General features: G+C 67.2%; 25 protein-coding genes and 1 pseudogene. 16 read left to right on the forward strand and 10 right to left on the reverse strand.

Annotation, left to right across the window (positions count from 1 at the left end):
- Positions 1 to 11 precede the first annotated feature (11 nt).
- Entirely contained in the window at positions 12 to 2279 is a 2268-nt protein-coding gene (locus tag ACFJGT_RS14135) for a TonB-dependent hemoglobin/transferrin/lactoferrin family receptor (protein WP_377838614.1), read from the reverse strand.
- 396 nt (positions 2280 to 2675) lie between these two features.
- On the opposite strand from ACFJGT_RS14135, the gene ACFJGT_RS14140 reads away from it, so the two are divergent.
- Positions 2676 to 3953 carry a flavin monoamine oxidase family protein gene (locus ACFJGT_RS14140; RefSeq protein ID WP_377838615.1) on the forward strand — a complete coding sequence of 426 codons (1278 nt, stop codon included), beginning with the start codon at positions 2676 to 2678 and terminating at the stop codon, positions 3951 to 3953.
- 6 nt (positions 3954 to 3959) lie between these two features.
- On the opposite strand, the gene ACFJGT_RS14145 is transcribed toward ACFJGT_RS14140, so the two are convergent.
- Positions 3960 to 4898, reverse strand: a complete 939-nt coding sequence (locus tag ACFJGT_RS14145) for a GNAT family N-acetyltransferase (protein ID WP_377838616.1) — start codon at positions 4896 to 4898, stop codon at positions 3960 to 3962.
- A gap of 135 nt (positions 4899 to 5033) precedes the next feature.
- Here ACFJGT_RS14145 and murI point away from each other — a divergent pair, with 135 nt between their 5' ends.
- From murI to ACFJGT_RS14160, 3 genes are all read left to right on the forward strand, one after another.
- On the forward strand, positions 5034 to 5921 hold the full coding sequence (gene murI, locus ACFJGT_RS14150; protein ID WP_377838617.1) for a glutamate racemase: 888 nt from the start codon (positions 5034 to 5036) through the stop codon (positions 5919 to 5921).
- A 177-nt stretch (positions 5922 to 6098) separates the two neighbouring features.
- A complete protein-coding gene (gene rpsD / locus ACFJGT_RS14155) occupies positions 6099 to 6716 on the forward strand; it encodes a 30S ribosomal protein S4 (protein WP_199085872.1) in 618 nt (205 codons plus the stop codon).
- Between the two features lie 180 nt (positions 6717 to 6896).
- The gene (locus ACFJGT_RS14160) at positions 6897 to 7172 is read left to right on the forward strand and encodes a hypothetical protein (protein ID WP_377838622.1); all 276 of its coding nucleotides are present in this window, start codon (positions 6897 to 6899) and stop codon (positions 7170 to 7172) included.
- Positions 7173 to 7238: 66 nt separating this feature from the next.
- Here ACFJGT_RS14160 and ACFJGT_RS14165 read toward each other — a convergent pair whose 3' ends face one another.
- A complete protein-coding gene (locus ACFJGT_RS14165; protein ID WP_156407051.1) occupies positions 7239 to 7391 on the reverse strand; it encodes a hypothetical protein in 153 nt (50 codons plus the stop codon).
- Positions 7392 to 7591: 200 nt separating this feature from the next.
- Here ACFJGT_RS14165 and ACFJGT_RS14170 point away from each other — a divergent pair, with 200 nt between their 5' ends.
- Complete coding sequence (locus ACFJGT_RS14170) at positions 7592 to 7834, forward strand: hypothetical protein (protein WP_377838624.1); 243 nt, start codon at positions 7592 to 7594, stop codon at positions 7832 to 7834.
- Positions 7835 to 7932: 98 nt separating this feature from the next.
- On the opposite strand, the gene ACFJGT_RS14175 is transcribed toward ACFJGT_RS14170, so the two are convergent.
- Positions 7933 to 8559, reverse strand: a complete 627-nt coding sequence (locus ACFJGT_RS14175) for a Spy/CpxP family protein refolding chaperone (protein WP_377838627.1) — start codon at positions 8557 to 8559, stop codon at positions 7933 to 7935.
- A gap of 170 nt (positions 8560 to 8729) precedes the next feature.
- Here ACFJGT_RS14175 and ACFJGT_RS14180 point away from each other — a divergent pair, with 170 nt between their 5' ends.
- The 6 genes and pseudogenes from ACFJGT_RS14180 to ACFJGT_RS14205 all read left to right on the forward strand — a co-directional run bounded on the left by ACFJGT_RS14180 (position 8730) and on the right by ACFJGT_RS14205 (position 14468).
- Positions 8730 to 9728 carry a P1 family peptidase gene (locus ACFJGT_RS14180; protein ID WP_377838628.1) on the forward strand — a complete coding sequence of 333 codons (999 nt, stop codon included), beginning with the start codon at positions 8730 to 8732 and terminating at the stop codon, positions 9726 to 9728.
- Positions 9729 to 9844: 116 nt separating this feature from the next.
- Positions 9845 to 10159 (forward strand): hypothetical protein, encoded by a 315-nt coding sequence (locus ACFJGT_RS14185; protein WP_377838629.1) that lies wholly within the window; start codon positions 9845 to 9847, stop codon positions 10157 to 10159.
- Positions 10156 to 11616, forward strand: coding sequence for a methyl-accepting chemotaxis protein (locus ACFJGT_RS14190; RefSeq protein ID WP_377838630.1), 1461 nt, complete (start codon positions 10156 to 10158; stop codon positions 11614 to 11616). The genes ACFJGT_RS14185 and ACFJGT_RS14190 overlap by 4 nt, the downstream gene beginning before the upstream one ends.
- Positions 11617 to 11658: 42 nt before the next feature.
- Positions 11659 to 12447, forward strand: coding sequence for an ATP12 family chaperone protein (locus tag ACFJGT_RS14195; RefSeq protein WP_377838631.1), 789 nt, complete (start codon positions 11659 to 11661; stop codon positions 12445 to 12447).
- 5 nt (positions 12448 to 12452) lie between these two features.
- Positions 12453 to 12839 (forward strand): DUF1801 domain-containing protein, encoded by a 387-nt coding sequence (locus tag ACFJGT_RS14200; protein ID WP_377838632.1) that lies wholly within the window; start codon positions 12453 to 12455, stop codon positions 12837 to 12839.
- A gap of 98 nt (positions 12840 to 12937) precedes the next feature.
- A pseudogene (locus tag ACFJGT_RS14205) lies at positions 12938 to 14468 on the forward strand (acyl-CoA carboxylase subunit beta).
- A 9-nt stretch (positions 14469 to 14477) separates the two neighbouring features.
- Here ACFJGT_RS14205 and fabF read toward each other — a convergent pair.
- The 6 genes from fabF to ACFJGT_RS14235 all read right to left on the reverse strand — a co-directional run bounded on the left by fabF (position 14478) and on the right by ACFJGT_RS14235 (position 20023).
- Entirely contained in the window at positions 14478 to 15743 is a 1266-nt protein-coding gene (gene fabF / locus ACFJGT_RS14210; RefSeq protein ID WP_377838633.1) for a beta-ketoacyl-ACP synthase II, read from the reverse strand.
- A 10-nt stretch (positions 15744 to 15753) separates the two neighbouring features.
- Positions 15754 to 16269, reverse strand: a complete 516-nt coding sequence (locus tag ACFJGT_RS14215) for a winged helix-turn-helix transcriptional regulator (protein ID WP_377838634.1) — start codon at positions 16267 to 16269, stop codon at positions 15754 to 15756.
- Positions 16270 to 16342: 73 nt separating this feature from the next.
- A complete protein-coding gene (locus tag ACFJGT_RS14220) occupies positions 16343 to 17485 on the reverse strand; it encodes an ABC transporter permease (RefSeq protein ID WP_377838635.1) in 1143 nt (380 codons plus the stop codon).
- Positions 17482 to 18375, reverse strand: coding sequence for an ATP-binding cassette domain-containing protein (locus ACFJGT_RS14225; RefSeq protein ID WP_377848985.1), 894 nt, complete (start codon positions 18373 to 18375; stop codon positions 17482 to 17484). Before ACFJGT_RS14225 ends, ACFJGT_RS14220 begins: the two co-directional genes overlap by 4 nt.
- Before the next feature lie 29 nt (positions 18376 to 18404).
- Positions 18405 to 19364: an HlyD family secretion protein gene (locus tag ACFJGT_RS14230; RefSeq protein ID WP_377838636.1), complete on the reverse strand. Its 960-nt coding sequence runs from the start codon at positions 19362 to 19364 to the stop codon at positions 18405 to 18407.
- On the reverse strand, positions 19361 to 20023 hold the full coding sequence (locus tag ACFJGT_RS14235) for a CerR family C-terminal domain-containing protein (protein WP_377838637.1): 663 nt from the start codon (positions 20021 to 20023) through the stop codon (positions 19361 to 19363). Before ACFJGT_RS14235 ends, ACFJGT_RS14230 begins: the two co-directional genes overlap by 4 nt.
- Positions 20024 to 20302: 279 nt before the next feature.
- Here ACFJGT_RS14235 and ACFJGT_RS14240 point away from each other — a divergent pair, with 279 nt between their 5' ends.
- From ACFJGT_RS14240 to ACFJGT_RS14260, 5 genes are all read left to right on the forward strand, one after another.
- Complete coding sequence (locus ACFJGT_RS14240; RefSeq protein WP_377848986.1) at positions 20303 to 21676, forward strand: MBOAT family O-acyltransferase; 1374 nt, start codon at positions 20303 to 20305, stop codon at positions 21674 to 21676.
- The gene (locus ACFJGT_RS14245) at positions 21651 to 22673 is read left to right on the forward strand and encodes a hypothetical protein (RefSeq protein WP_377838638.1); all 1023 of its coding nucleotides are present in this window, start codon (positions 21651 to 21653) and stop codon (positions 22671 to 22673) included. Before ACFJGT_RS14240 ends, ACFJGT_RS14245 begins: the two co-directional genes overlap by 26 nt.
- Positions 22674 to 22854: 181 nt before the next feature.
- The gene (dksA, locus tag ACFJGT_RS14250; protein WP_291652824.1) at positions 22855 to 23277 is read left to right on the forward strand and encodes an RNA polymerase-binding protein DksA; all 423 of its coding nucleotides are present in this window, start codon (positions 22855 to 22857) and stop codon (positions 23275 to 23277) included.
- Between the two features lie 130 nt (positions 23278 to 23407).
- Positions 23408 to 23851, forward strand: coding sequence for a hypothetical protein (locus tag ACFJGT_RS14255; protein WP_377838639.1), 444 nt, complete (start codon positions 23408 to 23410; stop codon positions 23849 to 23851).
- Between the two features lie 107 nt (positions 23852 to 23958).
- The gene (locus ACFJGT_RS14260) at positions 23959 to 24351 is read left to right on the forward strand and encodes a GFA family protein (protein ID WP_377838640.1); all 393 of its coding nucleotides are present in this window, start codon (positions 23959 to 23961) and stop codon (positions 24349 to 24351) included.
- Positions 24352 to 24361 lie beyond the last annotated feature (10 nt).

Consider the following 24361-nt stretch of genomic DNA (forward strand, 5'->3'; position numbering starts at 1 on the left):
GAAACGCCCGGTCAGAACTGGTATTTCAGCGTCGCCTTCACGGTGCGGCCCGGCTCGCTGTAATAATCGCGGGCTTGGGCCAGAACGCCCGTCGGCACCGTCACCGCATCCCAATACTTCCGATCGAAGATATTGTAGACGCCGACCTGCAGTTCAAGGTCCGCGATCTGCGGCATCGGCCGCCACCAGGCCATGGCGTTGAAGATCGCGTAGCCGGGCGCCTGGAAGCCCTGCGTCGCGCCGGTCGTGGCGACGCTCTTGCGGCCGCCGGCCAGCTTGGTGGACAGCTCGCCGCCCCAGTTCTCGTTGCCATAGGCGATGGCGAGGATGCCCTGCACCGGCGGGATCGAATTGAGGCCGATGCCGGTGATCTTGTTCTTGCCGTCGGTATAGGCGAAGGAGCCGCGCACCAGCCAGTTCGGCGCGAAAGCGTACTGCATGTTGGCCTCGACGCCGGAAATCTCGACGCGCGCCACGTTCTGCGGACCCTGGATGCCGCCTTGCGGGTAGAGCCCGCCCGGAGGCGCGATCTGCACCGTCTCGATGAAATTGCGGTAGTTCGTGTGGAAGACCGTCACCGAACCGCCGAACGCCTTGTCGCCGAAGCGGAAGCCGACATCGATGCCGTTGCTGGTTTCCGGACGCAGCTCGGGGTTGCCGCTGCGCAGATAGGTGCCGACCGCACCGAAATTCGCATAGAGCTCGCTGGCGGTCGGAGCCCGGAAGCCCTTCGACCATTGCGCGAACAGCGTGACGTCCTTGATGTAAGGCGCGTTCTTGACGATGTCGTATTCCAGCCGGACGCGCGGCGACCAGGCATCGTCGCTGGATGCGGCCGGCATCCCCGCAAAGGACGAGCTCGCGAGATAGGCCCCTGTCGCCTTCGGCTTTTCCTCGTACCGATCGAAGCGGACGCCCGGCGTCAGGCGCAGCGTATCGTTGAGGAAGCCAAGCTGGTGATGCGCGTAGAACGCCATCATGTTGCCCTCGACGCGCGGCGTGTCGGACTGGTTGGTATGCAGGTTGTTGCAGGCGGTGAACGCGCCCGTATAGGGGCGGCGGCAGCTGTCCAGCCCCGCCGAATACTGGTCGAGCGTCGATGCGCGCAGTTCCGTGCCGACCGTGAGCTTGTGCGAGACGGGGCCGGTGATGAAGCTCTTGATCAGGTGCCCGTTGAAGCCGAAGGACTTCTCCTCGACCTCGTTGTTGCGGGCATAGGGGCCGATCACGCTCGTATAGCGATAGGCGTTGAGGATCGAGTTCCGCGTGACGCCCTGCCAGTAGAGATTGGCGTGCGCCTCGTCGATGAACCCGCCGGGCTGCTTGTAGTCATAGGTCAGCGAAATGCGCTTGCGCTCCACGTCCTCCTGGGTCTGGTGCGCGCCGGGCCGGTAGTTCCCGGTGAGCGAGACCGCGTTCGTCCGAGTCTGGATCTTCTCGTCGCGCTTGAAGATCTCGCCGGTCAGCCCGAAGCGATGCGCCTCGTTCACATATTGATGCACCTTGGCGAGGAAGCTGTACTGATTGAAATCGGCCGGGTTCGGCTCGGTGCGGGCCGCGCCGATGGTCGGATCAGAGCCGCGGTTGTCGGTCTCGTGCCCCTTCCGGAAGCCACCCTGCAGGAGCACCCAGGTATTGTGGAACCGGCCTGCGACCGCGCCGCTGCCGAAGACAGCCTTGTCGGCCGTGTCGAACCCGGTCTTCGCGAGACCGCCGATCGTCTTGCCCGGGCGGATCAGGTCTTCGGGGTCGAGGGTGCGTACCGCCAGCGCCCCGCCGAGCGAGCCCGAGCCGAGCGTGCTGCTGCCACTGCCGCCGCGCAGGAGGTCGAGCGTCGACAGCGCATCGAAGTCGAAGGCCGTGCCGATGCTGCGGTCGATGCGGTTGTCCTGGATGAAGGGCTGACGGATGCCGTCGACCGTGGTCAGCACGCGCGCGCCGTCCAGGCCGCGGATGTTCACCGAGCCGTTCGCCCGGTTGAAGCTGATGCCGGCCTCGAGCCGCTGCGACAGCTCCGCGATGCTCTGGATCTGCTGGCGGTCGAGTTCCTCGCGCGTCGTGCGCGTCGTCGTCGGGCCACCCAGCAGCGCGCCGCCAGGCTGGCCCTCGCCCTGCACGTTGATCTGATCGAGGACGACGGGGGCCTCGGCGTTCTGCGCGACAGGCGCAGCAGCGCGAGTCCGGACCTGCTGCTGCGCGATGGCAGGCGATGCGAGCAGCACCACCATCAAGCTGCCGAGCGCGACCCCTTCGCGCAATCTGCCGGAATACGTCCCCATGGCCTCGACCCGTCCTTCTGAACGCCACGGACCGGAGCCGCCGCGCTTCACAGTTTTAAATTAATACAAACAAGGTCTTATCCGACCCGATAAGACAGTATTCGGATATTGAGCGACTCGATGACTGTCAATCACCTGCCAAACGAAGGACATCGTCCGATGCAGGAAGATCACAATAGTAGAATTTGTCTAAAGAATAATAATTGATCGCATCGTTCTAAGCTGACGCCCCCTGGCCTTGCCTTGCGATCTCGCGGGCTCCCGATCTCGTGATCGCGCCGTGCCGCTCCCTCGTCAGCTTGCCGTTGCAATGCAAGGGCAAGGCTCCAACATGCGGAGCACCATGGGATTCCAGAGATGCTAGACCGCCGGACGATCTTGACGGGAACAGGCGCCATGGCCGCGAGCTTCGCCATTGCCGGCCGGGCGGCGGCTGCGACCGATGTCGATGTCGTCGTGATCGGGGCCGGCGCTGCCGGCATTGCCGCAGCCCAGGCCCTCCAGGCCGCCGGAAGAAGAGCCATCGTGCTCGAAGCCCGCGGCCGCGTCGGCGGACGCGCCTTCACCGATGCCTCGCTCGGCCCCGCCTATGATGCCGGCGCGATGTTCATCCACTGGGCCGAGCGCAACCCCTGGGTCCAGATCGCCCGCGATCTCGGCATCGCCACGCCTGCCGAGTCCTGGGGCAGCGGCTTCAAGGTCTTCGCCGATGGCAAGCCGATGGCGGATTCCGACCGCAATCGCCGCCGGAGCGCGTTCGGCCAGATCGACCGCCGGCTGGAGACGGTCGATCTCACGCAACGCGACATGTCGATCGCCGAATTGCTGGGCGATCTCGGTCCGGAGCTCGCGCCCGTCGCCGCGTCCGGCCTGCTGCTCTCGATCGGCGAGGAATCGAGCCGCATCTCGGCACGCGACTACCAGCGCCTCTGGTCGGGCGAGGATCTCATCGTCCCCTCCGGCTATGGTCATCTCGTCGCGCGCTCGGCGGCCGGGCTCGATATCCGGCTGAACGAACCGGTCGAGACGATCCGCTGGGACGGACCAGGCGTGACCGTCACCACCCCCACCGGGACACTGCGGGCCAATGCCTGCATCGTCACCGTGCCGGTCGGCGTGCTGAAGGCCGGCACGATCCGCTTCACCCCGGAGCTGCCGGCTACGACGCGCGACGCCCTCGCCGGCCTGCATATGGGCGCACTGACCAAGATCGCGCTCAGGGTCGAGGGCGACCGCTTCGGCATCACGCCGGGCGCGAGCTTCCTCGAAGCGGCGGCTCCCGAGCGCCTGATGAATCTGGACATGTTCCCGGGCGGCCAGGACATCGTCATCGGCTATTGCGGCGGCGACTATGCCCGCAAGCTCTCCGAAGCCGGCACCGAGGAGGCCCAGGCCCATCTCGTGGACCTGCTGGCCAAGATGGTCGGCGCGGACTTCCGCAAGGCGGTGAAACAGGTCTCCTTCCCGGCCTGGTGGACCGATCCCTTCGCCCGCGGCTCCTACTCGATCTGCGACCCCGGCCACGAGGCGGCGCGCGACGCTCTCGCCCAGCCAATCGGCAACCGGCTCTTCATCGCCGGCGAGGCGACAGCCGGCGGCGGCGCCATGACGGTCGGCGGCGCGACGCTCGCCGGGCGCGCCGCGGCAGCCGCGATCGCCCGCCTGAAGGCCTGACGAGCCTCAGGCCGCGCTCGGCCTGAGGCCCAGCTCCCAGTTCTGGCCGACGAGATCCTTCCCGAAGGACTGGTGCTTCTCCTCCGCGACCAGCCGAAAGCCCTCGCCGACATAGATGCCGCGCGCCGCATGCAGGATGTCGTTTGTCCAGAGCACCATGCGCTCGTAGCCGGCAGCGCGCGCGAAGCCGATCGCTTCGCGGACGAGCCGCTTGCCCAGCCCCAGCCCATGCGCCCGCTTCTCGACGATCACGAGCCTGAGCTTCGCGGTCGCCTCGTCCTCCTGCACGACGAAGGCGGAGCCGACGGGCCGGCCATCGAGCTCGGCGATGAAGCAGCGCTCGCGGCCGGGTTTGAACTCCCGCAGGAACTTCGCCGCGATCTCCGCGACAAGCGCCTCGAAACTCAGATCCCAGCCATAGTCCTCGGCATAAAGCCGGCCATGCGCGGAAACGACCCAGCCCATGTCGCCGGCGCGATGTTCGCGGATGACCGGCGCGGAACGATCGCGCCCATCGCCTGAGAGAAGACGCTCGGTATCGGCGAGCGCATCGACGAGCCGGGCCTGCTCGACCGGCGCCAGCCGTTGCAGGATCGCCCCCGCCTGCGCACTGGAAGCGTCGTCGAGCGGCTGAAAGGCGGCCCTGCCTTTGGCGGTCAGCCGCAGGCGCCAGGCCCGGCCGTCGGCCACTGAGCGGCTACGCTCGAGCCAGCCCTGCCCCGCAAAGCGCTTGAGGATGCGCGAGAGATAGGCCGGATCGAGATCAAGCGCCCTGGCCATCTCGCCGGCCTGCCAGTCGTCGCGCTGCGCCAGCTCGTAAAGCACGCGCGCCTCGGCGAGTGCGAGTCCCGAGCCATGTAGGCTGCCCCCGAGCGCCCCGACCCAGCGGGTATGGAAGCGGTTGAAGCGGCGGATCGCGGCGACGGCTGTCTCAGTGGTTTCCATGGCGCACCTCCACCGCAATGCCAATCGATTTAGTGGACGGAATCAACTAAATTCGAGACAGCCACTGAACGCAGCGTTGACCGTCCCTTAACCGGTCTCTGGCGGAGTCATGCTTTGGAATTCCGCGGCACAGTCATGCAAGTCGATCTCCTCGCCGGCACGGGCCACCGCCCCCTTGCGATCCCCCGCCCCCAGCCCACCATCCTCGTCTTCGATTCCGGCCTCGGCGGCCTCACCGTGCTCTCGCGCACCACCCAGGCCTGCCCCGGCGCCCATATCGTCTACGCCGCCGACGATGCCGGCTTTCCCTATGGCCGCCTCAGCGAGGACGAGCTCGTCATCCGTGTCCTCGCGGTGATGGAGCGACTGATCGCGCGCTTCCATCCCGATCTCGTCGTCATCGCCTGCAACACGGCATCGACTTTGGTGCTGCCGGCCTTGCGGGCGCGCTTCGCGATTCCCTTCGTCGGCACCGTGCCCGCGATCAAGCCGGCCGCGGCCGCAACCCGCAGCGGCATGATCTCGGTGCTGGCGACGCCGGGCACCGTGGCTCGCGTCTACACGCACGAGCTGATCGAGAGCTATGCTGCGCATTGCGACGTGACGCTCGTCGGCTCGACGCGCCTGGCCGGCCTCGCCGAGCAGGCGCTGAGGGGCGAACCGGTCGATGACGACGCGCTGCTGGCCGAGATTGCCCCCTGCTTCGTCGAGGCCGGTAGCCGCCGCACCGATGTCGTCACCCTCTCCTGCACGCATTATCCGCTGCTGCTGGAGCGGATGAAGCGCCTGGCACCCTGGCCGGTCGAATGGCTCGACCCCGCCCCCGCGATCGCGCGGCGTGTCATGCAACTGCTCGGCTCGCCTGATCCGGCCAGCACGCCCTGCCCCGACGCGACCGCGGTCTTCACCTCCGGCGCCGGCCTGAGCGGCCCGTTGCGGATCGCGCTGGCGGGTTACGGGTTGGCCCAGGTCGCGATCGAGCCCATGCCCCTGGCGAGCGGCTTTTCGTCCTCCCGGAATTGACTCGAAGCCGGCTTTCCGTCATAGGCCCTCTCGTCGCGCGGCTCCTCACGGGGCCGCGTGGCTTTTTCCGCACCCGTGATCCGCTCTTCTTCGGAAGCTGGATCTGTCGCCCCGGCCCATATGCGGGGGAGCAGGAGGGCGCGGTCCTCAACTCGCGAACCTGAGAGGACACGCGATATGTCGAAGCGCCATGAGGCGAAGTACAAGATTGACCGCCGCCTCGGTCAGAACATCTGGGGTCGCCCGAAGTCCCCGGTCAACCGTCGTGAATACGGCCCCGGCCAGCACGGCCAGCGCCGCAAGGGCAAGCCGTCCGACTTCGGCACGCAGCTGCGCGCCAAGCAGAAGCTGAAGGGCTATTACGGCTCGATTTCCGAGAAGCAGTTCCGCCGCTACTACGCCGAGGCGATCCGCCTGAAGGGCGATTCGGGCGAGAACCTCGTCGGCCTGCTCGAGCGTCGCCTGGACGCGGTGATCTACCGCGCCAAGTTCGTGCCGACCGTCTTCGCGGCCCGCCAGTTCGTCAACCACGGCCACATCACCGTGAACGGCAAGCGCGTCAACATCGCGTCCTACCAGGTCAAGCCGGGCGACGTGATCGCGGTCAAGGAGAGCTCGCGCCAGCTCGCCATCGTCATCGAGTCGGCCGCTCTCGCCGAGCGTGACGTGCCGGACTACATCGACGCCGACCACAGCAAGTCCACGGCCACCTACACCCGCACCCCGACCCTGTCGGACGTGCCCTATGCGGTGCAGATGGAACCGAACCTGGTCATCGAGTTCTACTCGCGCTGATCGGCTCGGAACGGGAACCGCTACCCGTTCAGGTTCAACGATTTTGGGGGATGGCGAGTTTTCGCCATCCCTTTTTTATGCCCCTCAGGCTTTTCGTGGGCGCCCCTTGGCCCGGCCGTTGAGGCTTTCGCTCCGATCCGCGATGTTCCAAAGCCAAGGCTCGGCGATCGAGGATTGAACATGAACGCAGTCTTCAGCGCACTGGCCGCAACCGCGCTCCTCGTCTCTGCGATCATCGGCCTCAGCGCGGCGTTATCGTCAGGCGTTTCGGCCGAGGTCCGTTTCGGACGCAACGTCCGCGTCGGCGGGCACGACTTCTCGAATCAGAGCTTCAATCGCAAACGGCGCGCGGAGATCTATCTCTACGATCGCACGCCCGCAGGCTCGGGCTGCGTCTGGCGCTCGGATGGGCGCGGCGGCAGGGTGAAGACCTGTCACCTGCGCCGGATCAGGTAGAATGCGTCGCGCGGCTGCGGCGACCAAAAGCGGCCTCGGCGAGGACGAGGCCCGCCGTGCGACGGCTCAGAGATGCGAGCCGACCTCGTTGCGGAAGAAGTAGCAGCCGACACCCACGCAGCCGATCAGGATCGACAGCGCATAGGGCCCGAACAGGCAGACGATGAAGACGGAGCCGATGAAGGCCCGCATCGCCCAGCATGACCATGTCTGCTTCATGGCTCACCTTTCGCATCGCAATCACTGACAAAGCGTAAATGGCGAGCCGTGAATCCAACCTGAATGGATATGGTAAATGGCTGAATTCCTTTTGAATTCTGCATGTTAGTAATTCTGACGAAACCAGGGCGCCGGCGCTTTTCTGCGTATCTCCCGGCCGCGCGCTGGCGTAGCGTCACCTCTCCGGAGAGGAGATTCGCATGAAAAGACTTCTGCTGACCGCGTTCGCGCTGTGCTGCATGGCAGGCGCCGCCCAGGCGCAAAGCTGCAACCTTCAGGCATCCGACAAGAAGCTGGCAGGCGCGGCGAAGACGAGCTTCCTGACCAAATGCGAGAAGGACGCGGGCAGCGCCTGCGACAAGCAGGCCGCCGACAGGAAGCTGGCAGGCGCCGCCAAGAACAGCTTCACCAAGAAATGCGTCTCGGACGCGGTCGGCGGCTGAAGATCGCTAAACCCAGCCGGATATGAAAAGCCGCGCTCGGCGGAAACCGGGCGCGGCTCATGTCATTTGACCGTCTTGTGGCTGGGTCGATCCAACGCTCAGTTGTTGTCGTCGTCGCGATCGTGCCACTGCCTGCGGCCGCCACGGTCGTTACGATCGCCGCGGTCACCACGGTCGTTGTCATGCCAGCCGCCGCGCGAGGCACGCATCTCGCGGAAGCGCTCGCGCCCTTCCGCCATCGCTTCGCGCACCGAGCGGCGCAGCACGGTCTTCTGCTCGTCGCTGAGCGTCGTCCAGAGCGGGCGCACGGCATCGGCTAGTTCCTTGGAACGGGCCGCGCGCTCGCCCTGTCGGTTGGCGGTGGCGTCGAGGCGCTCCATCAGATCGGCATGGCGCAGCGCCTCGCGCCGCTCGCGCATCTGGCTCCAGAGGGCGCCACGATCGGCGCTGCGCTGCTTGATCAGGCCCTCGACCTTGTCGAAGAGAGCCGTCTGCTCGGGCCTGAGCTTTAGATCGGCGCGCACCTTGGACAAGCGCTCTTCCATCCGCGCCTTGGCACGCTCGGCCCGGCGCTCGCGCCACTCGTCGCGGCGCTGCTCGCGGCTTTCGCTGCGTTCCTGCTTCTGGTCGCCGCCGGCGGGCGGCACCGGCTGCGGCTGCGCCAGGGCGAAGCTGCCGGCAAGCATCGCGATCGACGATGCGGCGATGAGGGCAATGGGTTTCACGGGCAGTCTCCCTTGGAGCAGTCGAAGCGTCGCGCAGCGGGTCTCGAGGCCGATTGGCGATAGCGTGAACCTGATCCTGCCGGCCTGACCCGGCAATGGCCAGCGCATGAAAAGATCGTAATGTAGCGTCAACGCCTTCGGCGCGATTCGGTTCGCCATCGGGTTTCCTCATGCAAAACCTCATCACCGATGTTCGCGGCCTGCTCGTCGGGCAGGCGCATGATGCTGCGGCGGCGACCGGCGTCAGCGTCGCGGTCTTCGAGCGCCCGACGATCACCTCGGCCGCCGTGCTCGGCGGTGCGCCCGGCACCCGCGACACCGCCCTGCTCGATCCGGAAATGACCGTCGAGCATGTCGACGCCATCGTGCTCTCCGGCGGCTCGGCCTGGGGGCTCGGCGCCGCCGACGGCGTGATGCGCTGGCTGGCGAAGGAAGGCCGCGGTTTTCCCGTCGGCGCCTTGCGCGTGCCGATCGTTCCGCAGGCGATCCTGTTCGACCTGATGAATGGCGGCGACAAGCCCTGGGCGCGCGGCGAAGGCGAGACGCCCTATGCCCGGCTCGGCGCCGATGCCGCCGCCGCCGCTTCCGCCCGTTTCATGCTCGGCACGGCCGGTGCCGGCTTCGGCGCGACGACCGCAACCTTGAAAGGTGGCCTCGGCTCGGCCAGCGCGCGCGCCGCGACCGGACAGGTCGTCGGTGCGCTCGTCGCGGTCAATGCCGTCGGCAGTGCCACGATCGGCGACGGCCCGCATTTCTGGGCAGCGCCCTACGAGCGTGACGGGGAGTTCGGCGGCCTTGGCTGGCCCGCCGCGATCACGCCCGGCGACACCGCTCTGCGCTTCAAGGGCGGAACCGGCCAGAACACCACCATCGCCCTCGTCGCGACCGATGCGGTGCTGACCAAACCGCAGGCCCGCCGGCTCGCGCTCGCCGCCCATGACGGTCTCGCCCGCGCCTTGCGCCCGGCCCATGCGCCGCTCGACGGCGACATCGTCTTCGCTGCAGCAACGGGCTACAGCGGCGCCCCCTCCGACGCCTTCGCGATGACCGAACTCTGCGCCACGGCGGCCGACGTGCTGGCTCGCGCCGTTGCACGCGGCGTCCATGCCGCGACGGCCCTGCCTTTCGACGGCACCAAGCCCGCCTGGCAGGATCGCTTCGGCTCCTGAAGCGATCTCGGGCACATTCCCCAACGTTAGAAAAACAATTTACCAAGCATAAAGGCGGCGCCCCTAACCTGCTCGCTTAGGTTTTCGTATGCATGGCTGGGCAACCGGGGGGACCTATGCGCGAAATCGGCTTTGGCCTGATCTGCGGTATCGCGATGGCGGTCGCCGCACTCCTGATCGCAGCCTGGCCCGTGCCGGGACGGCCGATCGCCGCCTTCTTCCCCGCCGGAACCGGAACGGCCGACATCGCCCGCGCCGTCACCGATGCGAGCGGCAGCCTCCTGCAGATCGATGCCGCCGCCTCCGTCGCCTTCACCATGGCGGAGCGTGACGGCTTCGTCTCGTCCCTCTACGGCGCGGGCGCCTGGCTCGTCATCGATGCCGCCTTTGCCAGGCTCTGCACCGGAAGTTCCGCAGGGAGCAGCCGATGAACGACGTCTTCCGCTTTCGCGAACGCTTTTCCCGCGTCCTGATCGCGATTCTCTGGGCAAATGCCGCCGTTCTGGCGCTCGGGACACCATCGGCCTCGCCGCTGAACAGCCCGACGCTGGTGCTGGCGGGCGTCGCGCTCGCGGTGCTCTGCACGCTGGTCTGGCGCATCGAACGCACCGGCTGGATCACGCGCCAGATCACAAGCGTCGCGACCATGGGCCAGGTGATGCTGCTGGTCTATGCCTATGCCGGCCATCCCTATCAGGCCGACATGCACATGTATTTCTTCGCCATGCTGGCGGTACTCGCCGGCTGGCTGGACTGGCGCATCTTCATCCCGGCGACGCTTTCCATCGTCGTGCATCACCTCGCCTTCAGCCTGCTGATGCCGAGCGCGGTCTTCCTGAACGGCAGCCAGATCGACCGCGTCCTGCTTCACGGCCTGATCGTGGTGGTCCAGTCGCTCGCTCTGAGCTGCCTGGTCTGGTCGCTGCGTCGGTCGCTGGAGATGTCCGAGCGCGAACGCCATGCGGCCGATGCCGCACGCGCTGCCGCGGACCAGGCTCGGCAAGACCTGGCCGAGACGATGGAGCGCGGCGCCCTCGTCCGCCGCCAGGTCCTGCACGCCGTCGCCGATGATTTCGAACGCGAGATCGCCGGCATCGCCCGCGACGTCATCGCCTCCGTGCAATCCCTGCGCATCGCCTCGCAGCAGATGAAGACCGGCGCGCTCGAAGTCTCCGAGCGCTCGAGCGCCGCCTCGCAATCCTCGCGCCAGACGTCCTCGAACGTCGTCGCCGTCACGCAAGGCACGACGGAGCTGGCGCATTCCTTCGCCGAGGTCGACCGGCAGGTCGCCGAAACCACCCGCGTTGTCGGCGAGACGACCCGGCAGGCCCGCGCCGTGCTCGACACTGTCGGCGAATTGTCGCGCAAGGCCGGCCAGATCGGCGACATCACCGACGCGATCTCGACCATTGCCAAGCACACCAACCTGCTGGCGCTGAACGCCTCGATCGAGGCCGCCCGCCTCGGCCGTTCCGGCGGTGGCTTCACGATCGTCGCCCAGGAGATCAAGTCGCTCGCCAACCAGACCTGGCGTGCGACCGAGGAGATCCAGAATCAGATCGGCGCGATCCGCGACTCCAGCACCGAGGCGATCGGCGCGATCGACGCCATGAACGCGACGGTCGGCTCGCTCAACCAGATCTCCGGCAATGTCGCGACCGTGGTCGAACAGCAGAACGCCGCAGCGGCAGGCATCGCCCAGATCATCCGGCGCGCCGCCGACGAAACCGTCTTCGCCGCCGGCCATATCGACATCGTCAGCCGCATCGCCGCGGAAACCGACGAGGCCGCGAGCCATGTCGCCGAATCCGCCGACAAGCTCTCGCGCCAGTCCGTCCATCTCGACACGGAGGTCGCCCAGTTCCTCGATCGGATCCGCGCCGCCTGAGCAACCGTTTCCTGCCGGCCGCGAATGCGCTATGGCGGGGCCATGTCCACCGACGATTTCCTCGCCCGTTTCGGCTCCCCCGGGACCCGCCAGCCCGACCCCGTTGCCGCCGCCCAGCAGGCGATGCGCAACCCACTGCCCGCCCGCTTCTACAAGGAGGCCGGCGTCCTGGAGCGGGACGGCCTCTTCCACGTCGCCCTCGACGGCAAGACGGCGCGGACCCCGGCCCGCAAGCCGCTCGCGGTGACCTCCCGCCCCGTCGCAGAAGCCCTCGCCGCCGAATGGCAGGCGCAGGCCGAGCGGATCGACCCCGCCCGGATGCCGCTGACCCGGCTCGTGAACTCGGCGCTCGACGGCGTCGAGGACCAGCAGGAGGCCGTGCGCGCCGAGATCGTCCGCTATGCCGGCTCCGACGCGCTCTGCTACCGCGCCGGCGAGCCCGAGGCCCTGGTCGAACGGCAGAACCAGGTCTGGCAGCCGATCCTCGGCGATATCGAGGCGCTGATCGGCGCCCGTTTCCTGCTGGCGGAAGGCATCGTCTTCGCGCAGCAGCCGGAAGAGACGCTCGCCGCTGTCACCCGCCACGTCGAGAAAATCCCCGCCCCGTTGGCGCTCGCCGGTGCCCATAACGTCATGACGTTGACCGGCTCGGCCGTCCTGACGCTGGCACTGGCGAACGGGCAGCTCGATCCGGGCGCCGTCTGGGACGCCGCCCATCTCGACGAGGACTACCAGATCGGCATCTGGGGCCAGGACGAGGAAGCGGCCGAGCGCCGGGTCATCCGCCGCCGCGAATTCGATGCCGCCGTGCTGTTGCTTCTGAAAGGCTAGGCTCGATGAAGATGGGGCCGGCGGCGACATCTCCCGATGCCTACGTCGAAGCCCTCTCCGGCTGGCAGCGCGCCCTCGTCGAGCAATTGCGGCAGGATGTCCGCACTGCTGCCCCGCTCGACGAGCGGATCAAATGGACCCATCTCGTCTACTTCTCCAACGGCCCGCTGCTGCTGATCCGCGCCGAGGAAAAACGTGTCCTCTTCGGCTTCTGGCGCGGCAAGCGCTTGCGCGAAATCGCGCCGCGCCTCAAGGCCGGCGGCAAATACGAGTTGGCGACCTGGGAATTGCGCGAGGGCGACGGCATCGATGCCGCGCTGGTAACGAAGCTGGTTCAGGAAGCCGTCCGGCTGAACGACGAGCTCGGCGACCCGGCTGCGCCTTCCGCATGATTGCGGTTCCCGCTTCAGCAAACGTCGTAATGGACTCATGCGCGATGGCCGCTTAAGCCGGCTTTCGAGACGTGATTTCCGGCCGGGAGCCTGCCGCCATGAAGGACATCCTCGAACAGCTCGAAATCCCGCCGCGAGGGCGCCCGCAAGGGCGGCGGCGAGCGGCGCATCGAGGCGCAGCACAAGCGCGGCAAGCTGACGGCGCGCGAGCGCATCGAGCTCCTGCTCGACAAGGACTCCTTCGAGGAGTTCGACATGTTCGTGCAGCATCGCTGCGTCGATTTCGGCATGGACAAGGCCGAGAAGATCCCCGGCGACGGCGTCGTCACCGGCTGGGGCACGGTCAACGGCCGCACCGTCTTCGTCTTCTCGAAGGATTTCACCGTCTTCGGCGGCTCGCTCTCCGAGACCCACGCCCAGAAGATCATCAAGATCCAGGACATGGCGCTGAAGATGCGCGCGCCCATCGTCGGCCTGTTCGATGCCGGCGGCGCCCGCATCCAGGAGGGCGTCGCGGCGCTCGGCGGCTATGGCGAGGTCTTCAAGCGGAACGTGCAGGCTTCCGGCGTCATCCCGCAGATCTCGGTGATCATGGGCCCCTGCGCCGGCGGCGACGTCTACTCGCCCGCGATGACCGACTTCATCTTCATGGTCCGCGACACGTCCTACATGTTCGTGACCGGCCCGGAGGTGGTGAAGACTGTCACCAACGAGACCGTGACCTCCGAGGAACTCGGCGGCGCCAAGGTCCACACCTCCAAGTCCTCGGTCGCCGACGGCTCCTTCGAGAACGATGTCGAGGCGCTGCTGCAGGTGCGCCGGCTGCTCGACTTCCTGCCCGCCAACAACACCGCCGGCGTGCCGGAATGGCCGTCATTCGACGTGCCCGACCGCGTCGACATGAGCCTGGACACGCTGGTCCCCGACAATCCGAACAAGCCCTACGACATCAAGGAACTGATCCTGAAGACGGTCGACGAGGGCGACTTCTTCGAGATCCAGCAGGCCTATGCCGGCAATATCGTCACCGGCTTCGGCCGCATCGAGGGCCGTACCGTCGGCATCGTCGCCAACCAGCCGATGGTGCTGGCCGGCGTGCTGGATTCCGACGCCTCCCGCAAGGCCGCCCGCTTCGTGCGCTATTGCGACGCCTTCGAGATCCCGATCGTCTCGCTGGTCGACGTTCCCGGCTTCCTGCCGGGCACGGCGCAGGAATATGGCGGCCTGATCAAGCATGGCGCCAAGCTGCTCTTCGCCTATTCGGAATGCACCGTGCCGCTGGTCACAATCATCACCCGCAAGGCTTTCGGCGGCGCCTACGACGTGATGGCCTCGAAGCATATCGGCGCCGACGTGAACTACGCCTGGCCGACGGCGCAGATCGCGGTGATGGGTGCCAAGGGCGCGGTCGAGATCATCTTCCGCGGCATGGACGCGGATGGCATCGCGGCCAAGACGAAAGAATACGAGGACCGCTTCATGTCGCCCTTCGTCGCGGCCGAGCGCGGCTATATCGACGAAGTCATCATGCCGCACTCGACGCGGCGCCGCATTGCGCGGGCGCTCGCGATGCTCCGCACCAAGAACGTCGAACGCCCCTGGCGCAAGCACGACAACATCCCGCTCTGAGCGAAACGCCTACGGCCCGCGCCTGAACACCGCGCTGGCATTGACCCCGCCGAAACCGAAGCCGTTCGAGATGGCGTGCTCCATCGCGAGCGGCCGCGCGGTCTTCGCCACGAGGTCGAGCCCGGCCGCGGCCTCGTCCGGGTTTTCCAGGTTCAGCGTCGGCGGGGCGATCTGGTCGCGCAGCGCCAGGATCGTGAAGATCGCCTCCAGCCCGCCGGCAGCGCCGAGCAGATGGCCGGTCGCCGATTTCGTTGCGCTGATCGCGATGCCGCCCTCGCTGCCGAACAGCGCCTTGATCGCAGCGAGCTCGCCACGATCGCCGACCGGGGTCGAGGTCGAATGGGCGTTGAGATGGGCGATATCGGCCGGCTGCAGCCCGGCCTGCTTCAGCGCCGTCTCCATCGCCCGCCGCGCGCCGGATCCGTCCTCGGGACCCGAGGTGATGTGATAGGCGTCGGCGCTGGTGCCGTAGCCAGTAAGTTCCGCCAGGATCGTCGCGCCACGCGCCTGCGCATGCTCCAGCGCCTCGATCACCAGAAGGCCGGCGCCCTCGCCCATGACGAAGCCGTCGCGAGCCGCATCGAAGGGTCGCGAAGCCTTCTCGGGTTCGTCGTTGAAGCCCGTCGAAAGCGCGCGCGCCGCTGCGAAACCGCCCAGGGCGACGAGGTCGACGCAAGCCTCGGTGCCGCCGCAGAGCGCGATATCGACCTCGCCGGCCCGGATCATGCGTGCCGCGTCGCCGATCGCCTGCACGCCAGCGGCACAGGCCGTGACCGGCGCGCCGATCGGCCCCTTGAAGCCGTGCTCGATCGAGACATGGCCGGCGGCGAGATTGACGAGAAAGGACGGGATCGTGAAGGGCGAAAGCCGCCGCACCCCACGCTCGTCGGTCGTCCGCACGGCCTCGGCGATCGCCGGGAAGCCGCCGATGCCCGAGGCGATCACCGTCGCGGTGCGCTCGCGCTCGGCCTCGCTCTGCGGCTGCCAGCCGGCCTGCGCCAGCGCCTCTTTGGCGGCGACCAGCGCGAACTGGATGAAGCGGTCCATCTTGCGCTGGTCCTTCGGCGCGATCACCGCATCGGGATCGAAGCCGCCCTCGGCATCCTCGGCCTTGGACGGCACGATGCCGGCGACCTTGGCCGGCAAGGTCTCGACGATCGCATCCGGCAGGCGGCGCAGGCCGGAGCGCCCAGCGAGCAGGCGCTGCCAGGCGATGTCGGTTCCGCAGCCGAGCGGCGAGACCACGCCCATTCCGGTGACGACGATACGGCGCATGCGAAAACTCCTATGTGCGGTGGACCGGTGCTGCCGCATCCCGCGCCGCCAGGATGGCGAGGCGTTGCAGCATGCCGGAGCTGGCCTGCGGGCCGGCGATGACGGTGACGTTGTCGGAATTCACGGGCTGCAAGCTCTGCGCATCGGCATAGGACGGGACGACCGCCCGCCCGCTCTCGCGATCGGCCAGTAGCAGGGCCTGCCCTTCCGGCGCGAGATGCCGGTTGCCGAAGGCGACCAGCGCCGCGACCACGGGGAAGAAGTCCCGCCCCCGCTCGGTCAGCACGTAGTCGTAGCGCTTGGGCCGCTCGCTATAGAGCCGCCGCTCGAACAGGCCGGCCTCGGTCAGGTGCTTCAGGCGCCGCGCCAGCATGTTCGGCGCAATGCCGAGGCTGCGCTGAAACTCGTCGAAACGGGTGAAGCCCTGCAAGGCATCGCGCAGGATCAGGATGCTCCACCACTCGCCCACCGCTTCGACGGCGCGAGCGCAGGGACATTCGGCAAGCGGGATAAGCCGGGGCTGCATGCGCCCCAGCTAATGCTGTGACTATCATTTTGCAAGTCACGGTCGCGCCACGTATGCCGCGCAGCAGCTCCGCTCAATCCAGCGTGCTCCGGAATCGCATCAGCGCGAGCCCGGCGAAAGCCGGCACGAACAGGCAGAGATAGAACACCTCGTCGCCGATATCGCCGAGGCCCGCCCCCTTCAGCATGATCGCCCGGATGATCCGCAGAAAATGCGTCAGCGGGAAGAACTCGCCCAGCGTCTGGGCCCAGCCCGGCATGCCGGCGAAGGGGAACATGAAGCCGGACAGCATCAGCGAAGGCAGGAAGAAGAAGAAGGTCAGCTGCATCGCCTGGAGCTGCGTGCGCGCCATCGTCGAGATCGTGTAGCCGAGCAGAACCAGCGCCAGCACGAAGATCAGCACGCACGTGAGCAACAGGCCGAGCCCGCCAAGGAAGGGCACGGCGAAGAGCAGCTTCGCCGCCCCCAGCACGATCAGCACCTGCACCGCGCCGACGGCGAGATAGGGCAGCACTTTGCCGAGCATGATCTCGCCGGCCGTCGCCGGCATGGCGAGCAGGTTCTCCATGGTGCCCCGCTCGATCTCGCGGGTCAGCGCCATCGCCGTCATCATCACCATGGTCATCTGCAGGATGACGCCAAGCAGGCCCGGCACGATGTTGTACTGGGTGATGTTCTCCGGGTTGTAGCGCCGGTGGACGACGAAGGAGAGGCTGTCGCCGCTGGCGCCGGCCGGATCGGTGACCGGTTCGCGCCCCTGCGCCCGCTGCAAGGCCCGGCTGGCAATGGCACCGAGTGCCGAGACGGCGCCGCTCGCCGCCGCCGGATCGGTCGCGTCGGCCTCGACCAGGATGCGCGGCTCGTCCGCCCGCTCGACGCGCGAGCCGAAATCACTGGGAATGGTGACGAGAAAGGAGATCTCGCCCTTCGCCATCAGGCTCTCGGCCTCGGCCGCGCTCTGCGGGCGCTCGCCGAAGCGATAGTAGTTCGAGACCTCCATCGCGGAAACGACGGCGCGGGTATATTGGTCCTGCCCGAGCGCGAGGATCGCCGCCGGCAGGCCGCGCGGATCGTTGTTGATCGCATAGCCGAAGAGCAGGAGCTGAACGATCGGCACCGCCAGCATCATCGCGAAGGTGATGCGGTCGCGCCGCATCTGCACGAATTCCTTGGCCAGCATCGCGCCGAGCCGGCGGGGCGAGAACAGGCCGGTCATGCCGCCCGCTCCTGCGCGCCGGTCATGAACTTGATGAAGACATCCTCGAGGCTGGTCTCGCCGGGTTCGACTTTGATGCCCGCCTCGCTCTTCAAGGGCTCCAGTGCCGCTTCAAGCTTGCCGCGGTCGGTCCCGACGACATGCAGCGTCGCCCCGAAGGGCGCGACCTGCTCGACGCCGTCGGTCGCCTCCAGCGCCCGGATCTGGGCGGGCTTGAGCGCCCCATGGACGACATAGGTGACGAGGCCGGAGCCCTTCACGACCTCCTCGACCGTCCCGGTCGCCAGCATGCGGCCATAGGCGATGTAGCCGATGCGGTGGCAGCGCTCGGCCTCGTCCATGTAATGGGTCGAGACCAGCACGGTGAGGCCATCGCCGGCCAGCCGATGGATCTCGTCCCAGAACTCCCGCCGCGCCTTGGGATCGACGCCGGCGGTCGGCTCGTCCAGAAGCAGGAGCTTCGGCTGATGCATGATGCAGGCGGCCAGCGCGAGGCGCTGCTTCCAGCCGCCTGAGAGCGTGCCGGCAAGCTGGTCCTTGCGCGAAGTGAGGCCGAGCCCATCGAGCGTCTTCGCCACCGCCTCATCGACTGGATCGAGCTCGTAGAGCCTGGCCACGAAGGTCAGGTTCTCGGCGATGGTCAGGTCTTCATAGAAGGAGAAGCGCTGCGTCATGTAGCCGACCTGGCGCTTGATCTCCGCGCTCTGCGTGCGGACATCGAGCCCGAGCACGGTGCCTTCCCCGGCATCGGGCTTGAGCAGACCGCAGATCATCCGGATCGTCGTGGTCTTGCCCGAGCCGTTGGGCCCGAGGAACCCGACGATCTCGCCTGTCGCCACCGCAAGATCGACATTGTCCACGACCGTGCGCTTGCCGAAGCGCTTGGTCATCCCATGCACGTCGATGGCGAGCGGCGCGGTCACGGCTGCACCCGCAGCGTCACGTCGACGATCTGGCCGGGCTGCAGCGCCGATTGCGGCCCGCCATCGGGCCGTGCCTCGACCAGATAGACCAGCTTCTGCCGCGTCTGCGCCGAATAGATCACCGGCGGCGTGAATTCGGGCTCCGGCGAGACATAGGTCACGGTCGCGGTCAGCCCCGCCGCGCAGCCGTCGCAGCGGACATCGAGCTTCATGCCGGTCGTCACGCCCGAAATCCTGACCTCCGGCACATAGAGCATCAGCTTGGCGGCACCGTCCGGCAGCATCAGCAGCACCGGCGCGCTCGGCCCGGCGAGCTCGCCGACCCGGCGCAGCACGTCGCTGACCCGCCCGGCCGAGGGCGCGACGAGCTGGCGCTGCGACAGGCGCCAGCGTGCCTGCGCCAGGGCAGCCTTGGCCTGCTCGACCGCGTTCTCGCTCGCCTTGATCTCCTCCGGGCGCGCCGGCAGGCGGGCGACGTCGAGATTGGCGGCATTCTGGCGGACGCTCGCGGCGGCGACATCGCGCGCCGTCTCCGCCTGGTCGAAATCGGCCTGGGTCGAGACGCCGCGCCGCAGCAGGTCCTGCCGGCGATCCAGCGCCCGCTCGGCCTCGCGCTGCTGCGCTCTGGCCGAGGCGAGATTGGCTTCGATCACCGCGATCTCCTCCGGCCGCTTGCCGCTGCGCAGATTGTCGAGCTGTGCCTGCGCCTGCACCAATCGCGCCTCGCTCTCCCGGACTGCATTCTCGGCATCCGTCGTCTCCAGCGCGGCCACAGGCTTGCCGGCCTCGACGCGGTCGCCCCGGCGGACATCGATGCGCTCGATTCGGGCCGTGTCGATCGGGCCGAGCCGAACATATTCGCCCTCGACATAGCCGGCGATGCGGACCGTATCGCCGCCGCAGGCCGAGAAGCTGCCGGTGATCAGCCCGAAGGAACAGAGGAAGCCGAGGATCATGACCGTCTCTCCCGCATGCTGGCGATGCTCGCGCGGACATTGGCGCCGATGACATCCGCGATCGCCTCGCTCTGCGCCGCATCGATCGTGTCCCAGCCCATGCGCCGCATCACGGCCGTCCGGGCGAGCCTGAAATAGATGACCTGCCCGATCGTCGCGAAGACCGCGAGCTTGGTGTCCTGCGCCTCCGGCTCCATGCCGGTCGCAGCCGCCCAGAGCCGGCAAACCTGGCCATGGACCGGGCCGACGAGCCCCTCATAGAGCGTTTCGAAGGCCGAGGTCGGCTCCATCATCTCGCGGATGACGAAGCGGGCGATGGTCTCGCTCTCCTGCGCCTGTGTCGCAAAGGCGGTCACACGCCCGACGATGCCGAGCAGCAGTTCCACCGCCATCTCCGGCGCGAGCCCCTCGAGCGGCGGCATGGCGGCAGCCGCACCGAAGACGCGCTGCTTCATCGTCGCGACGACCGCCTCGGCGCAAGCCTGGCGCAGGCCGTCCTTGCCACCGAAATGATAGGCGATGCCGGCGCTGTTGACGCCCGCCGCCTGGGCGATCTCCCGGATCGAGCTTGCCTCGAATCCATGCCGGCCGAACAGGTCGAGCCCGGCCCGGATCAGCGCCTCGCGCGTTCCTGCATCGCTGTCTGAAGTGACTTTCATGCCCCACCGATAGCACCGTCGGCGGATTTAATCAATCGATTGATTGAATCATTGCGTAACGAAGGCCTCTCGTCGTGGCCCGGCTTGTACCGACCATCCATGTCCTCGCTGGTGCACGGTCGTGTTCAAGGCGTGGCTTCTCGCCACAAGGGCGCGCATGACGTGAACAGCTTCCCCGACAAGCCGAATGCGCCACCGGCCTGTCCCGCACAGCCGCGACATGACTCGCCGCCGATAATGGTCTAAGGCGGCAGCCATCCTTTGCTCCGCCCCCGCCCGATGCTCTTCAACTCCTTCGCCTTCCTGCTCGCCTTCCTGCCGCTCGCGCTCGCCCTTCACTGGGGTGCGGAGCGCTTTGCGCCGAGCCTGCGGCTGCCCGTGCTGGTCGTGCTGTCCTTCGCCTTCTACGGCTATTGGGACTGGCGCTTCCTGCCGCTGCTGGCGTTGTCGATCGGGCTGAACTGGCTGATCGCCGAAGCCTTCCAGAAGACGAAGTCGGGCGCGCTGATCACGCTCGCGATCGTCCTGAACCTCGCCGTGCTCGCGGTGTTCAAGTACTTCAACTTCTTCGCCGATCTCGCTGGAATGATTCCCGGATTGCCGGCGCCGAAATTCGACATCGCGCTGCCGCTCGGCATTTCCTTCTTCACCTTCCACCACATCATGTACCTGACGGACCTGCGGCGCGGGCAGGCGCCGCGCTACGATCTCGTCCGCTACGCGCTCTACATCGCCTTCTTCCCGCAGGTGCTCGCCGGCCCGCTGGTGCGCTGGCGCGAGATCATGCATCAGCTCGACGAGCGGCCCTATCAGCGGCCGGACGCGGCCGAGCGAATCGCGCGCGGCCTGATGCTGCTGACCTTCGGCCTCGCCAAGAAGGTGCTGATCGGCGACCCCCTCGCCGAGTACGCCAACCCGGTCTTCGCGGCGGCCGCAGCCGGCAAGGTCATCAGCGTGATGGAAGCCTGGCAGGGCACCCTCGCCTTCACCTTCCAGATCTATTTCGACTTCTCCGGCTATACCGACATGGCGCTGGGCCTTGCCCTGCTCTTCGGCGTCGTGCTGCCGCAGAATTTCGAGGCGCCTTATCGCTCGGTCTCGATCCAGGATTTCTGGCGCCGCTGGCACATGACGCTGTCGCGCTTCCTGCGTGATTACCTCTACATCCCGCTCGGCGGCTCACGCGCCGGCCTGCCGACGCAGATTTGGGCACTTTTTGCCACCATGGCACTCGGCGGCCTGTGGCACGGCGCCGGCCTCACCTTCGTCGCCTGGGGCGTCGCGCACGGGCTCGCGCTGATCGTCGCGTTGTTCTGGCGCCGCGCCGGCCTGCCGATGCCGGCGGCGCTCGGCTGGCTCCTGACCTTCCTGTTCGTGGCTTTGTGCTGGGTGCTGTTCCGGGCCACGAATTTCCAGGCCGCGCTCGCGATCTACAAGGGCTTGTTCGGCTTCGCGCCGATCGGCACTGGTTTCAAATGGCGCGCCCTGCTGCCGGCAGCGGCCTTCGCCATCATCGGCCCCACCGCCTGGAACCTCGTCCACAAGCTGCCGCCGGCGCGCTGGCTCGCGATCCTGTGCGGGCTCCTGTTCGTCATCATCCTGCTGAAGATCGGCGAAGACGCCAATTATGAGTTCATCTACTTCCAGTTCTGAGCAGGCCGCTCGGGCGGCGAAGTGGACGGGCTTCACCGGCGCCTTCCTCGGCGCGGCGGCACTGATCGCTGCCGCCTTCCTCTCGGCCGCCTTCCTGATCGACCCCTATGATTCCGGCCGTTCGCCGTTGCAGCTCAAGGAAGGCGTGCGCCCGCAGGGGCCGCGCACGGCGCTGGCCAGCCGCGGCCGGGACCCGAATTTCACCGGCGCGGTCTTCGGCAACTCGCATGTCCAGCTGATCTCGCCGGAAGAGCTTCGCACCCGAACCGGCATCCCCTTCGTCTCGCTGATCGCGCCTGCGACCCAGGCTAAAGAGACCTTCGCCACGATCGACTGGTTCCTGCGCCACCATCGCCAGGCGCCGCCGAAGGCGCTCGTGGTCGGCATCGACAATTACTGGTGCACGGCGAACCCGGCCCTGCCGAACGAGAAGCCCTTCCCCTTCTGGCTGCTGAGCCGGAGCCTGCCCGACTATATCGGCGGGCTGATGCGCTTCGACCTGCTGGAGGAATTGTCGCGCCGCATCGGCTACCTGACGTCGCGCAAGGCCGAGCGCGCCCGCCCGGACGGCTACTGGGACTACGAATCGGGCTACAGCGTGCAGGGCTACGGCACCAATCCCGAGATCATCGCCCGGCTGCAGAAGCCGATCGAAGCCGGCGGCGGCAATGTCGATGGCCCCTTCCCCGCCGCGACCGGGCTGGAAGAGCTGATGAAGACGGCCCCGGCCGAGACCGCGCTGATTCTGCTGCGCCCGCCGGTCTATGCCACGGCCCTGTCGAAGCCCGGCACGCGCGATGCCGCGGCGGACGCGGCCTGCCGCAAGGCTTTCGCCGATCTGGCGGCCCGGCGCCCGCGCACCGTGCTGGTCGACTGGCGAGTCGACAGGCCCGAACTGCACGATCCCAACCTCTTCTTCGACCATAGTCACTATCGCCAGCCGATCGCCCGGCTGGTCGAAGCCGACATCGCCGAAGCGATCCGCAAGCTGAATTGACCTATATCCGGTTTGTTTTCGCCGAAAACCGGCGCCAGGCCGCGTGTTTTCACGAAGGCGTTGACGCCCTGTCGGAAGCGATTGTTCCAGTTGAAACGGATCGCTATAAGGGCGCCAAATCGGCTCCCCTCCCGCGGCACAGCCGATGGGTGCGTGAGGCGACAAACTAGAGAGCGCGCCCATGTCGAAGCAGATCATCCTCGAGGCGGATTACAAACCGAGCGATGACGAGCCGTTCATGAACGATCGTCAACGTGAGTATTTCCGCGGCAAGCTCCTCGCCTGGAAGGACGAGATCCTGCGGGAAGCCAAGGAAACCCTGGTCACCCTGCAGAGCGAGAGCGAGAATCACCCGGACATCGCCGACCGGGCTTCCTCCGAAACGGACCGCGCCATCGAGCTGCGCGCCCGCGACCGGCAGCGCAAGCTGATCGCCAAGATCGACGCCGCCGTCGCCCGCATCGATGACGGCTCCTACGGGTATTGCGAGGAAACCGGCGAACCGATTTCGCTGAAGCGCCTGGAAGCCCGTCCGATCGCGACGCTTTCGCTGGAAGCGCAGGAGCGCCACGAGCGCAACGAACGCGTCTTCCGCGACGATTGAGCGAAAGCCGACCCAACCGACTTTTCCGAAAAGGCCCCGCGTCGAAAGGCGCGGGGCCTTTTTGCGTGGGAATAGGTACGCGGGCGGTAAAGCCGGGAGATCATTGGGAACGTTGCGGGAGAGCACAGGATTGGCGATGCTTTGCATCGGGCATGAGCTGGCATCCAAGGGTCAGGATTGCTCGGCTCGTTTTCTGACGACCTGTCGCATCGGCTCAGCGGAGATCGGAAGCTTGAGATTTGGCGTCAATCTTCGCGGCGACCTCGCCAAGATCGGCGACGGCGAACTGGCCGAACGCCTGCAAAGCCATCTCGACGATCGCGAAGCCCTGGCAGCCCGCGCCGGCGACGCCGCAAACCGGTGGCTATACAGGCATGGTGCCGGAATGCCTTTTGGCAGAGGGCTTCTGCATGCCCGGGTTTTCTACCGCATCATGGGTTTCCTGTACGCCGGGCCGTTGAATGGACGCTCTCTCGGCGACCTCTATGTCCTGGATTGCGAGATCAAGGACATCATCGATGAAATGAAGCGAAGGCTGCGCGTCAGAGCGACGAACTCACCCCTTCGACCGTGACGCGCAGGCGGTCATGCGGGAGCAGGCCGAGACCCGCGCTTCCTTGACGACCGCCCGTGCGGTGCATCGCTGGTGCCCCGAGCGCCGAGCTGGAAAGGAGACGAAGCATGGACCGCTTCACGGGTGGGTGCCGATGCGGCGATGTCCGGATCGTGGCATCGGGACGCCCTTACCGGGTCGGCATCTGCCATTGCCTCGATTGCCGCAAGCATCACGGCGCCCTCTTCCACGCTTCCGCGATCTTCCCTCAGGAGGCTGTGACGATCGAAGGCGACGCGCGGGACTACGAAGGGCGCTTCTTCTGCCCGCGCTGCGGTTCGCCGGTCTTCGGACGCAGCGGCGACGAGGTCGAGGTCAATCTCGGTTCGCTCGATGCCCCGGACCAGCTGGTGCCGACCTACGAGCTCTGGACCATCCGCCGCGAATCCTGGCTGCCGCCCTTCCCGCTGAAGAAGCGATACGAGCGCGACCGCGACACCGCTGGCCGTTTTGAAGACTAGCGCCTCTCGC

This window comes from Allobosea sp. UC22_33 (assembly GCF_042700715.1).
Lineage (GTDB): Bacteria > Pseudomonadota > Alphaproteobacteria > Rhizobiales > Beijerinckiaceae > Allobosea.